Origin of the sequence: Paenibacillus rubinfantis, assembly GCF_001486505.1 — a bacterium.
GTDB classification, from domain to species: domain Bacteria; phylum Bacillota; class Bacilli; order Paenibacillales; family Paenibacillaceae; genus Fontibacillus; species Fontibacillus rubinfantis.
In genome coordinates, this window is sequence record NZ_LN909055.1 from 43,893 (window position 1) to 56,415 (window position 12,523).

13 protein-coding genes are annotated in these 12,523 nt (G+C 51.2%); 5 read left to right on the top strand and 8 right to left on the bottom strand.

Annotated features, from left to right (window positions below):
• Positions 1–62 precede the first annotated feature (62 nt).
• The 3 genes from BN3277_RS01310 to bioB form a co-directional block, all read right to left on the bottom strand.
• Positions 63–1,070, bottom strand: a complete 1,008-nt coding sequence (locus tag BN3277_RS01310) for a sensor histidine kinase (RefSeq protein WP_059040521.1) — start codon at positions 1,068–1,070, stop codon at positions 63–65.
• The gene (locus BN3277_RS01315) at positions 1,067–1,759 is read right to left on the bottom strand and encodes a response regulator transcription factor (RefSeq protein WP_059040522.1); all 693 of its coding nucleotides are present in this window, start codon (positions 1,757–1,759) and stop codon (positions 1,067–1,069) included. The genes BN3277_RS01310 and BN3277_RS01315 overlap by 4 nt, the downstream gene beginning before the upstream one ends.
• A gap of 74 nt (positions 1,760–1,833) precedes the next feature.
• Entirely contained in the window at positions 1,834–2,835 is a 1,002-nt protein-coding gene (bioB, locus tag BN3277_RS01320) for a biotin synthase BioB (RefSeq protein WP_059040523.1), read from the bottom strand.
• Positions 2,836–3,030: 195 nt separating this feature from the next.
• Here bioB and BN3277_RS01325 point away from each other — a divergent pair, with 195 nt between their 5' ends.
• The 3 genes from BN3277_RS01325 to BN3277_RS01335 all read left to right on the top strand — a co-directional run bounded on the left by BN3277_RS01325 (position 3,031) and on the right by BN3277_RS01335 (position 5,852).
• Positions 3,031–4,221 (top strand): M14 family metallopeptidase, encoded by a 1,191-nt coding sequence (locus BN3277_RS01325; protein WP_059040524.1) that lies wholly within the window; start codon positions 3,031–3,033, stop codon positions 4,219–4,221.
• A gap of 121 nt (positions 4,222–4,342) precedes the next feature.
• Positions 4,343–5,245, top strand: coding sequence for an aldo/keto reductase (locus BN3277_RS01330; protein ID WP_059040525.1), 903 nt, complete (start codon positions 4,343–4,345; stop codon positions 5,243–5,245).
• Between the two features lie 100 nt (positions 5,246–5,345).
• Positions 5,346–5,852 (top strand): DUF3231 family protein, encoded by a 507-nt coding sequence (locus BN3277_RS01335; protein ID WP_059040526.1) that lies wholly within the window; start codon positions 5,346–5,348, stop codon positions 5,850–5,852.
• A gap of 34 nt (positions 5,853–5,886) precedes the next feature.
• Here BN3277_RS01335 and BN3277_RS01340 read toward each other — a convergent pair whose 3' ends face one another.
• Complete coding sequence (locus BN3277_RS01340; RefSeq protein ID WP_059040527.1) at positions 5,887–6,582, bottom strand: 2-phosphosulfolactate phosphatase; 696 nt, start codon at positions 6,580–6,582, stop codon at positions 5,887–5,889.
• A gap of 142 nt (positions 6,583–6,724) precedes the next feature.
• Here BN3277_RS01340 and BN3277_RS01345 point away from each other — a divergent pair, with 142 nt between their 5' ends.
• Both BN3277_RS01345 and comA read left to right on the top strand, forming a co-directional pair.
• Complete coding sequence (locus tag BN3277_RS01345; protein ID WP_059040528.1) at positions 6,725–8,035, top strand: MFS transporter; 1,311 nt, start codon at positions 6,725–6,727, stop codon at positions 8,033–8,035.
• 111 nt (positions 8,036–8,146) lie between these two features.
• Entirely contained in the window at positions 8,147–9,010 is an 864-nt protein-coding gene (comA, locus tag BN3277_RS01350; protein WP_059040529.1) for a phosphosulfolactate synthase, read from the top strand.
• 131 nt (positions 9,011–9,141) lie between these two features.
• Here comA and BN3277_RS01355 read toward each other — a convergent pair whose 3' ends face one another.
• From BN3277_RS01355 to BN3277_RS01370, 4 genes are all read right to left on the bottom strand, one after another.
• On the bottom strand, positions 9,142–9,555 hold the full coding sequence (locus tag BN3277_RS01355; protein ID WP_059040530.1) for a hemerythrin domain-containing protein: 414 nt from the start codon (positions 9,553–9,555) through the stop codon (positions 9,142–9,144).
• 37 nt (positions 9,556–9,592) lie between these two features.
• A complete protein-coding gene (locus BN3277_RS01360) occupies positions 9,593–11,095 on the bottom strand; it encodes a nitrate/nitrite transporter (protein WP_059040572.1) in 1,503 nt (500 codons plus the stop codon).
• A 192-nt stretch (positions 11,096–11,287) separates the two neighbouring features.
• A complete protein-coding gene (locus tag BN3277_RS01365; RefSeq protein WP_059040531.1) occupies positions 11,288–11,806 on the bottom strand; it encodes a hemerythrin domain-containing protein in 519 nt (172 codons plus the stop codon).
• Positions 11,807–11,820: 14 nt separating this feature from the next.
• A complete protein-coding gene (locus tag BN3277_RS01370; protein ID WP_059040532.1) occupies positions 11,821–12,468 on the bottom strand; it encodes a response regulator in 648 nt (215 codons plus the stop codon).
• Between the last annotated feature and the right edge of the window lie 55 nt (positions 12,469–12,523).

The window sequence follows — 12,523 nt, forward strand, 5'->3', positions numbered from 1 at the left end:
TTACCGGAATAGGCGTTTCCTGCGATTCGCCGAACAAAGCAAACGAGCATGTGACATTGTTGTCACATGCCCAGGGTATAGACGTAAGTATTGCTCCTCGGAAAATACAACGTAAAGGCGGTTCCTACACCGGGCGTGGATTCGACTTCAATCCGAATCGACAGTGATTCCGCCGCTTTTTTGGTCAAGTATAACCCCATTCCGGTAGCGGCATGATCCTCATGGTTCTTCGTAGAGGTAAATCCCTTATCGAAGATACGCGGCAGATCCTTCACTTCAATCCCCCGACCGCTGTCGCGGACGCAAAGCCAGGCCTGTCCATCCGGCGATATTCCAGAACCCACGATGATATCAGAGGCCGAACTGTATTTCACCGCATTGGTCAACAGTTGCCGTACGATGAACGCCAACCATTTCGCATCCGTGAGTACTTCCTGGACAGGCAGGTTGACATCAAAACCGATGCCTTTTTGCAAACACCAGGCTCGCAGCTCGCGAATCTCATTAATTAGCAAGGGCTCCAGCTTCACTTGCTCGATATATAGATCGTTTTCGATGAACGGAATGCGTTTCTGGTGCAACTGGCGATCCAGCAACAGGTGAATGCGCAACCACTCCAGCCGCAGTTGCTCCTTCAGCGGCTCGTCGCCCATCCGGTCGAGCATCAGCCGCATGGCCGTGAGCGGTGTTTTGACCTCATGAATCCAGGACATTAGATCGTCCTTCTCCTCTTCCAATTGGGCGACGAGCTGCGACGTTTCCTTGCGAAACTTGTCCGTTTGCTCGTTTAATCGATCCATCACGATAGATTGAAACGGACTTTCCGGCGCGGCGATCACGTTCAAATCGTACGTATCCTCCCAGACGGCTAGGCTTTGATAGAACCGGGTTTCCTTCGAATAACGGATCAGCAAAAATGCCGCAAATAACAATAGCGATAAGAAAACAATATATAACATTGGCAGGAACGGAATCGTCCGATCGATCGCGGCGACGGAGAGGAGCAGGAGCTGCAGGGCGATCACGAGCAGGATCCAGCTTAGGCGCTCACGTAAATATTTTCCGATCATAACGTCTGAACCTCTTCGGTTGCCATATAACCTTGCCCGACCTTCGTCTCGATATAAGCGTCAAGCTCGAGGTCCTCCAGCTTTTTGCGCAACCGATTTACGTTTACCGTCAAGGTATTGTCGCTGACGAAATGCTCGTTGTCCCATAAGCTTCGGATCAGCTCCTCGCGGCTGACGATGCGATTTTTTTGCTCTACAAGCAGCTTGAGGATGAGCATTTCATTTTTCGTTAACTCAATGGTCCCTCGCTCTGCCGTGATGGCGTTGCGTCCATATTCGATCGTTGCTCCGCGCCACGTCCTCAGCTCAACACGTTCGGTATTATAGTTGTATACCCGGCGAAGCGTCGCCTGGATTTTGGCAATGAGCACCTCGAAATGGAACGGCTTCTGTACAAAATCATCCGCGCCTAGCTGCATGGACATCACCATGTCGGTCGGATGGTCGCGCGAAGACAGGAAAATGATCGGCACATTGGAATGGGCGCGGATTTGCCGGCACCAATGAAACCCATCGAACTTGGGCAACTGGATATCGATCAGAACCAGATCCGGGCGAATGGCCGTAAATTCCTCCAAGACGTTGCCAAAATCCCGAACGCCATTTACCCCATAGGACCATTGCTGCAGCCGTTCGCGGATTTCCTGAAACAAGGACGGATCGTCTTCGATTAACATGATTTGAAACAAGCGAATCACCACGTTTTTAGGATTCTATACCTAATTCAGTTTAATGGATTACGAGGCGTTTCGCTATCCTTCCGTTAAATCGCTGTTAGTTCGATTTCAAAGCCCAGATCCTCGATCATCCGGTGATCTAAGGATACATCCTGGCCTTCTGTCGTCATGTAATCGCCTACGAAGATCGAGTTCGCCGCATATAAGGATAGCGGCTGCAGTGTCCGGAGGCTGACCTCCCGGCCGCCCGCCACGCGGATTTCCTTCGATGGACAGATGAAACGGAACAAGGCCAACACTTTAAGCGCTTTTTGCGCCGGTACCCGTCCCGCCCGTTCCAACGGTGTGCCCGGGATGGCGTTCAAGAAATTGATCGGAACCGAATCGGCATCCAGATCGCGGAGCGCTAAAGCCATCTCCACGATTTCTTCATCCGATTCGCCCATTCCGATGATCACGCCGGAGCAGGGAGACATCCCGTGCGCTCTTGCGGTCTCGACCGTCGCCACGCGTTGATCGTAAGTATGGGTCGTCGTAATCGACGGATAGTTGGTCCGGCTCGTGTTCAAATTGTGGTTATAGCGGTGAACCCCGGCTTCACTCAGTTTCTGCGCCTGCTCCTCCCTAAGGATGCCCAGGCAGGCGCAAATCTTCAGCGGCAGCGTTGCGCGAATTTCAGCGACTGCCTCTACGACCTGCTCCAACTCCTTGTCGGTTGGCCCCTTGCCGGAGGCTACGATGCAATACGTTCCCGCCTTGCGCTGCAACGCCTCGCGAGCCCCTGCAACCAACGTGTCCTTGTCGAGCAACGGGTATTTCGATATCGGGGCCGTAGAGACCAAGGATTGCGAGCAGTACCCGCAATCTTCCGAACATAGTCCGCTTTTGGCATTGATGATCATGTTCAGCTTCACTTTGTTGCCATAGTAATACCGTCTGACCCGATACGCCGCCTCCATCAGCGGCAGCAATTGATCATTCTCAGCTTGTAATACGGAAAGCCCCTCCTCCCAAGTTAAAACCACTCCGTTTAGGGCTTTATCTGCAAGCGAATCCCAGCTCTGTCCTTCCGTCTTGCGTTGGTTCATCAATCATCCCAGCTTTCTATATGTTCGAATGAGAATCTATTGTTAACCAGGATATAAAATGTCGGTTAACAATAGACTTTCTAAAGTCTACCTGAAAGCACGGTGATTGTGAAGAGGAATCCTTCATTTTGGCATGTTGCACGCTTCCTCCTACATAGGCTGTGATAAGGCATACTTGTGCAGGAGGGATATGTTATGCGTATTCAAGTACGTTCAGGGGATACGTTATGGTACTACAGTCAGATCTTTCAACTGCCGCTGCAGTTGATTTTGGATTCCAACCCGGGGATCCAAGCGGAGGGTCTTCACGCAGGCCAGACCGTCCACATCCCCGGATTCGTATCCAGCGAATATCAGGTCAAAGCTGGGGATTCCATTTGGAAGTTGTCCCGGGATCGCGGGGTTCCAATGGATGTAATCCTGCTGCTGAATCAGTCGGTGAATCCCAACCACCTTGCTGTCGGCCAGCGATTGCAGCTTCCGCTGCGGGTCACCTGGTTCGTGGTCGACATCCGAAAACCGTACGATTCCGCCGCATTACGGGAAGATTTGAACCGATTGATGGATATCTACCCGTTTATCGTCTACCGAAATATCGGGAATACGGTGATGAACAAGCCCATCCCTGAATTGCGCATCGGTAAAGGCAGCAAACAAGTGCATGTGAACGGCGCCTTTCATGCGAATGAATGGATTACAACGCCGGTGTTGATCAAGTTCTTGAATCAATATCTGCTTGCGCTTACGAACAGCAGCTCGATTCGCGGTCTGGCGATGTGGCCTTATTATGAAGAGGTGACTTTCTCGATGGTACCTATGGTGAATCTGGACGGCGTGGACCTTGTGATCCATGGATTGCCGGAACAAGAGCCTTATCGCAGCAACGTATTGTCTTACAATAGCGGCAGTACCGATTTCCAGGGATGGAAAGCCAATATCAATGGAGTTGACTTAAACGACCAGTTCCCGGCGTTATGGGAACGCGAGGTGGACCGGAATCCGGTGGAACGGGGACCTCGGGATTTTCCAGGCACCGCCCCGCTGACCGAACCCGAAGCGATCGCCATGGCTAACCTAACTCGGCAGAGCGATTTTGACCATGTCTTGGCCTTCCACACTCAAGGCGAAGTCATCTATTGGGGATTTGAGAACCGCGAACCGCCTTACGCCGAAACAATCGCGAATGAATTCGCCCGGGTCAGCGGTTACGAGGCCATCCGTAATGTGGAGAGCTATGCCGGATATAAAGATTGGTTTATCTATGATTTCCGTCGTCCCGGATTTACGATTGAGTTGGGAACCGGTGTCAACCCGTTGCCGCTCTCGCAATTCGACGAGATTTATGAGGAGAGTTTGGGGATATTGTTGGCTAGTCTGTATATGTAAAAGGTGATCGCGCGGGGCTTTCGGGGAACAACGAAGCGCCCCGCGTTTCGTTTGAATTGGAATGGGGATCTTTTTTTCATATAATAGAATGACCATACCTAAGGATAAGGAGTACATAATGATGAGAATGAACCGTTTAGGCTCCTCCGACCTGATCGTCAGTGAAATTGGACTTGGATGCATGTCGCTGGGGACGGAGGAAACGAAAGCGATTGGCCTGATCCATGAAGCGTTGGACCGGGGTGTCAACTTTCTCGACACCGCCGATCTATACGATGCCGGAACCAATGAGGAAATCGTCGGCAAGGCCATTAAGGGACGCCGAGACCAAGTTATCCTGGCGACCAAAGTCGGCAACCGCCGGATTCCGGGGCAGGAAGGCTGGAGCTGGGATCCGTCAAAGGCGTACATCCTGTCGGCGGTCAAAGACAGCCTGCGTCGGCTCGGCACGGATTATATTGATTTATATCAACTGCATGGCGGGACGATTGAAGATCCGATCGATGACACGATTGAAGCGTTTGAACAATTGAAGAAGGAAGGTGTCATCCGGGAGTACGGAATTTCTTCCATTCGTCCGAACGTGATTCGCGAATACGTCTCTCGTTCCTCGATCGTTAGCGTTATGAACCAGTACAGTATCGTGGATCGACGAGGCGAAGAAGCTGCATTTCCACTGCTTCAGGAACAGAGGATCAGCGTGATCGCCCGGGGTCCATTAGCAAGCGGAGCGCTGGCGGCGAACCGTGAACCGGCGAAAGGCGTGCTGGATTATGAGCTGGACGAGCTGCGCGAATTGCGTCGGAAACTGCAAGAGCTGGAAACGCCGAAACGAAGCCTAACGCAGTTGGCCATCCGCTATTCACTGGCCCATCCTGCAGTGGCCGTGGCCATTCCCGGAGCAAGATCTCGCGAACAGCTGCTGCAGAATCTTGCCGCGGCCGATGTTTCGGAGTTAAGCGCTGAGGAAGTTGAGATGATCCGACGTTTTAGTAAAGCGAATCAATATACGGTGCATCGTTAATCCCAAAAGAACAACTCCTGCGGCGCTCCATCATACAACCTGCCACCGTGAGACATACTACCGACGGCAAGTAAAATGACGAAGCAAAGGAGATTTTTTCATGGGTGTTTTAGACGGTAATCCGAAGCACGAGCCAATGCATTACGGTGAAATCTTTACCATTTGGGAGAGCTCGATGGCAGCCAAGATGATCTTGTCCTGCTATCAGCTGTACACGTATCATGCTGGCGACAAGGATCTGAAGGAGATTCTGAAAGATCTGATGGATCAAGCCAAATTGGAAATTAAGGAATTGGACAAGCTGTTAACGGACAATGGGATCACGCCTTCCCCGATGCTGCCGGAACGTCCGGAAGTGAAGCTCGAGGATATCCCACCGGGCGCCAGATTTGCCGATCCGGAAATCGGGGCGAAGATCGCCATGGATACCGCCGCCTCCCTAGCCGGCTGCAGCGGGGCGATGGGACTGTCCATTCGGGAGGATATCGGCGCGTTGTTTGCCAAATACCATGCCACCAAAACGGCGCTGGCTCTAAGAATCTTACGGATGAGCAAGGAAAAAGGCTGGCTGATTCCTCCACCGCTCCTAGTCAAAAAACCAGAATAGAAACAAAAAGGGAGAATCTACGATGATTCTCCCTTTAATTTGCCTCCTCCCGTTCGATGACCGGGATCCCATCTCGGGTATCCACCTTCATCACGAAGTCGGTTGGTCGTTCCCGCAAGCATAACTCCATATCCTCAGGCAAAAACGCCGGTTGTCCCGGATCAAAAAACTTAGCCGCTGCTTCCGAGCCGCGTATCCGCTCCAGCGTTTGCGCCGCTGTAGGCCCCCCACCTCCGCGTAAGAGTCCCGCGATATATTCCGCACAGGCCAGATCATCATCCCCTGTTGGATGCGAAGCGATCAGACGCACGATGGGTTCAGGGCCGGCAGCCGCAAGCCGGATTTTGACCCTTGCCGCCGTTGCAACTGCATTAGAGAACCCCGTTACATAGACTTCTTTGGCGTTTAACGAATTTAAAGTGGCTTCCACCCCGTTTGTCGTTTTTTGGATCAGGGTTTTCCCGGTCAGGTTCGCTTGGGCAATCCGAGCAGGCGAATTGTCTAAATCAAAGCCATGAATGGGCAAGCCCTTGATTTCTCCCGCCAACAAGTGATCTGGATTATCCCGTTTCAAGCGAAATGCCTCCTCCAGCGAACCGGCCAAAACAATCTTTTGCGCCCCCTGAATAAAAGCATAATGTGCCACCGTAAAGGCTCGGATCACATCGATCACCACATGGACCTCCGCGTCCGGCAGCCGGTGATTGTTCCCCTGTACGATTTGGATCATGGTCTCCCTACCCTTCCCTTTGAACATTATCAGCTTATGCCCGATAGGTGGGAGCCCGTGCAACATGAATGCATACCCGATCTCCAAATCACAAATAATGAACATGTTCTTATGTCCGAAAATAACGTGAGGAGCTAATCCGATGACTAACACCAAAACGCGGAAAAGGCTGCAAATCACCTTTCAAAGCGACATTTCCCTCCCCGAGGAGGAAATGGCCGAGCGTACCGACCATAAAGCGGTAGCCTCGGAACAAAGCGGATCAAAGGGACGGATCTGGGAGTTTATGGCTATCGCGACCATCCCGATCGTGCTTGTGTTCGGCAATTCGATGCTGGTGCCCGTCCTTCCGGAAATGCAAAGGCAGCTGGAAATCAGTAAATTTCAAAGCAGCTTGATCATTTCGATATTCTCCTTGGCGGCAGGCTTATTCATACCGGTCATCGGCTACTTATCCGACCGGTTTGGACGCAAGAAAATCATCATCCCGGCGTTGATCGTCTATGGAGGTGCCGGGCTCTTGGCCGGTTTCGGTGCGATTTGGAACTCCTATGCTGTCATCATTGCAGCACGGGCGATCCAGGGCATGGCTGCGGCGGGAACAGCACCGATTGCAATGGCGCTGGTTGGCGATTTATACAAAGGTGGGACGGAAAGCAAAGCCTTAGGCTTGATCGAAGCGTCAAACGGCGTCGGCAAGGTTCTAAGTCCGATCATCGGGTCTTTGCTGGTGCTGATCGTTTGGTATGCTTCCTTTTTCGCGTTCCCCGTGTTTTGCGCCTTATCGCTGTTGGCTGTCCTGTTTCTGATCAAAGAACCCAAACATGGCGAACAACAGGCGCTCAAGTCGTACATCCATAAAATCGGCCAAATTTTCCGTAAAAAAGGGAGTTGGTTGATCACCTCTTTTTTTGCGGGGTCATTGGGACTTTTTATTCTTTTTGGAGTTCTGTTTTATTTGTCCAACACCTTGGAAGATGCCCCTTACCAAATCGACGGCGTGCTTAAAGGCGCCATTCTGGCGATTCCCTTGCTCGGCATGGTCATCACTTCCTATACGACAGGCAGCTTGATTAAGAAGAAAGGCCTGCTGATCCGCTGGCTCATGAACATCGGACTTGTGATGATGACGCTGGCTTTGGCTGCGACAATCTTCTTTTTTAAAAACATCTATGTTTTTATTGGCTTGCTGACCGTCAGCAGTATCGGAACCGGATTGCTTCTGCCCTGCCTGAATACGATGATTACCGGATCGGTGCAAAAAAGCGAACGCGGCATGATCACCTCGCTGTACAACAGCCTCCGGTTCCTAGGTGTCGCCTTTGGCCCGCCCCTGTTCGGGTGGATGATGGACATCTCCGACCGCGTTGTGTTTATCACCGTTTCCTGCTTATCCCTGGTCACATTGGGACTGGTTTTTTTCCTCATCAAACCTCCTCGTCAAATCAACTGAACCTTCACTAAGAATTGTTAATTCTTGGGCACCCGCCGCGTGGAAATCGCATATGATGCCTATGTCAACGGTGAAAGGATAAGTTCATAAGGAAACGAGGAGATTATCAGGATGAAGAGTACGTTACGCGCCGTATGGCCTGCCGAGTTGTTTGATCCGAGCGGAAGACGGCAAACCCGCGAGCCGGAAGAAAACTTGCCGGAGCTGCAGGTGACCGGACCCGGCCTGACGATGGTGATCGATAAAGGGCTCGGGCGGACTGCCTTCACGGACTTCATCGAACTGGCCGCGGGTTACGTAAATTGCATCAAATTGGGTTTCGGCACGGCCCCCCTCTACAGCACGGAGCTGTTGATGTACAAAATCAATCTTGCCAAGCAGCACGGCATTATGGTGATGCCTGGCGGAACACTGCTGGAAACGGCCGTTCAACAAGGGGTGGTCTCGGATTTCTTCACGACGATCTGCCGGCTGGGCTTTAACGGCATCGAGGTGTCCGACGGAACGATCGAGCTGCCTCGCAAGCGCCGTACCGAACTGATTCAGGAAGGGAACAATCGGGGCTTGCGCGTGGTGACCGAATTTGGCAAGAAGTTATCGGGTTCGTTAATCGATGCCACGCATTTGGCAGAGACGCAGGAGGCCGATCTGGAAGCTGGAGCCGAGCTGATGACCGTGGAGGCACGTGAATCGGGGATGGGGGTCGGCATCTTCGACGATCATGGAGAATGTCGTCTGGATATTCTAGACAATATCCTGAAATTCGTCCCCGATTCAACGAGACTGATGTGGGAAGCTCCGCTGAAACACCAGCAAGTGCTGCTGCTCCGCAAATTCGGCGCGGGCGTGCATTTGGGCAATATCCAGCCGCAGGATATATTATCGCTCGAAACGATGCGGCGGGGACTTCGTCAGGATACGTTTGAGTTTGGGATCCAGCCCAAGTCAGCCGAAGAGTGTATCTATGTGATCTAGCAAAAAAAATAATCGGCCAGGTGCTCATACCTGGCCGATTATTTTTATTTGTTGAAAAAGAAGCACTTATACTCCTTAGTCTAGTCTGGGTTAGGACTGTTGCAGAAAGTGCAACATTTACGATCAAGTAGTTAGAACAACAACCGTTCTTCTTCTCTGCTGTGGATTTCATTGATCTCCAGCAAAGCATATAGCTTGTGCAGAATTTCTACATTCCATCCTGGAGTTTCTCGCAGTTGGTGAATGCTCTTCACCACGATACGCATCAGCTCATGATCGCGCTTCAGTTGTAGAACCACATCCTGCAGAGCGGGATTCTTCTCTACAGCCTCTTGATAGAAGCCGTCTTCCTCTGCATCGGCATGGCTGAGAATTCGCGACTCCCAGTACTCGAGCAATTCAGCGGTTGCTTGCTCCGCCAGCTCTAGATCCCCACTGGAATAGAACTGCTCAACTTCCTCCGTTTTCGACTTTGCCCCGGCCAAGCCGCTGTGATGGATGGCCTGATGCGCGTGTAATTGACGTAAGGATGGACCAACCGGCATATCTACTCCCCCTCTTCACTGATGTGAGTCGTTCCCCTTATTTTTGCACCTTACCGTCCGGAAGCTCGGAGAACGTCCCCACGTAGCGGACATCCTCACCCGTCTCGTCCTTGACGGCGCTGATGTTAAGCCATTGCAAGTAAATTTCGCCGTTTTTGCGCTTGTTCCAAATTTCTCCCTGCCACATGCCGGTTTCTTTAATACTCTTCCACATCCGCGAATAGAAATCCGGAGCTTGGCGATCGGTCCGCAGAATATTGGGTTTCTGCCCAACCGCCTCTTCTTCACGAAAACCCGTCACGGCGGTAAACGCGGGATTCACCGCCACAATGGTCCCTTTCGTATTGGTGACCAAAATCCCCTGCGCCGTTGTGTTGAACACTTCCGAGGACAAGCTTAGCTTATCGGAATAAATCATCCAGAGCACCAGAATCAAGCTGGCCAAGGCCACCTGGGATAGCAGCATAAACCCGATGGAATATTGACCGGTAACCGAGTGGATATAAGACAGCAGCAGCGGCGGGAAGAATCCGCCCAGACCGCCCATCATCGAAACGATCCCGTTCACAATCCCGGCCTGTTTGTTGAAATACTGCGGAACCAGTTTAAAAATAACCCCGTTCCCTGCCCCGGCAACCATCGCAATCACCAAGCAGCCGATGGTATAGAGGGTAAACGTTGGGGAGAACGCCAGCACGATCGCCGCCAGTGTAAATCCTGTGAAGACAACGATCAACAGCATTAAGGCATTAAATCGGTCCGCCAGCCAACCGCCAACCGGACGCATAAACGTCGCCAGAGCGATAAACCCGGCCGTGCGCATTCCCGCATCCACTTTGGTGAGTTCGAAGTTGGTCACCAGGAAATTCGGTAGATAAACGGTGAAAGCGACAAACGAACCAAATGTAATAAAATACAGCAGCGAGAACAACCAGAGCTTTTCATTCTTGTAAACACCTTTAATTTGATCCATCAGAGCCGTTTTCACCTTCGGTTCTTTACGGTCTCCAAAGAAGACATTTAATGCTGCAAAAACCAGCAGGAGGATCAAATAAAGCTTAACGGTCGCGGACCAGCCGATTTGCGTTGCGATGACCGGAGCGGAGAACGAGGTAACGGCAGTCCCAAGGTTCCCGAGACCATACACACCGTTCACCAGACCGTGACGCTCTTTCGGGTAATACTTCGGCAGCGAGGTTACGCCAACGGAGAAGACCGCTCCGCCGATCCCGAGAAACAGCCCGCCGATAATTAGATCGACGTAAGAACTCGCCTCACTAATGTAAAACACCGGGAACAACAGCAAAATGAAGCTGATCAGAAAAACGATCCTTGCCCCGAAAATATTGGCGTAATACCCCAGCGGGATACGCAGAACGGAGCCCAATACGACAGGAATGGCCGTAATGATCGCAACCTTATCCGCCGGGATCTGAATATCCTCCCCCATAAAAGAGATGAGGGACGAAATAATGACCCATACAGCAAAGCCCACAATCAGATTTAGCGTTTGCAGCGGCAATTGAACTTTTTTAATCAAATCGATCACCTTTTCCAAATTGTCTTCTGAATAACCATCGAATTCCCCACCCGTATTTTAGCCGATTCCCTAAGTGGCTCTGAATAGGGTTTTCCCCTGATCGCCCCGGGAAACTCCCTACTCAACCGATTTGGACACAAAAAAGCCCATAAGCACCGGTTGATGTTTATGGGCTGCTCATTGAATGGGGAACTATTCAACAATCAGGGTGTAAAGCTCCTTATTCAACTGCTCTTGTTCTTCCGATTTCATGACCTGACCGGTCATCGAAAACAGCACGGTTTCTTCCTTCACGAAATGTACCGTCAGAATTTCAAACGCTTCGCCCGCATCACGGGACAAAGCCTTCATTTCCTCCAGCGAAAACTCGCCGTTGGCATAATGGAGAAAATGGTCGATATAAGCGAAGATCTCCTCATGCTCCTGTTCGATCGAAACAATGGGGCCTTGTTCATATCCTATATGCTTCCCTAATCTCGGAAAAAAATAAGTCTCTTCTTTTTGAAAATGCTTACGCAAAGGCGCTTTAAAATCATTCAGCAGCTCGCGCAGGCGGGCGAATTGCAGACTCGCCTGATCCTTGGAATAGCGGTCGTTTTGAAAGTCCAGCACGATCGAATGCCATTCATCCATGAGACTTGCCAAATAGCGATGCTCATTCTCCAGAATACGCATGGCGGGTAATTCGCTTAACAGTGTTCCTTGTACCATGTTACCAGCCTCCGTTAGAAATCCAGCAGTTTTTTCTTGATCGCATATTCCACCAACTCGGGTCTTGATTTCAAATTCAGCTTCTCCATGATTTTGGCTTTATGCGCCTCTACCGTTTTCACGGAGATATGCAGCATCTCAGCAATCTCCTTGTTCCCGTATCCTTTGGCGACCAGCGGCAAAATCTCGATTTCGCGGGTGGATAACAGCTGATAGGGATTGCTCTCATCCGCCTGCTGATCATGGTTCACGAATTCGCGGACAAGGGAAGAAGCGAGCTTCGGATGAATATACACTCCGCCTTGATGCACCATGCGAATGGCCGAGACGAGCTGTTCGTCCGGGGAATTTTTCAGCACATACCCGCGCGCCCCTTTTTTAAGCACATGAAATAAATATTCCTCATCATCGTGCATCGTCAGAATAATGATATGGGTATCGGGAAAATCCTCGTGGATTTTAGCGGTTGCGATCAAGCCGCTTTCCCCGGGAGGCATGCTGAGATCCATCAGCAGGATGTCGGGCCGGTGTTTTGCCACCATTTTGTACGCCTCGATCCCATCCGCAGCCGTTGCGACCACTTCCATGTCCTCTTGAAAATTGATGATCATCGCAAACCCGCTTCGGACGACGGCATGATCATCCGCGATTACCACTTTCACAGACCCTTTCCCCCTTACCCTCGAAAAGTTATACTCCCAACCGTTACACGATGCT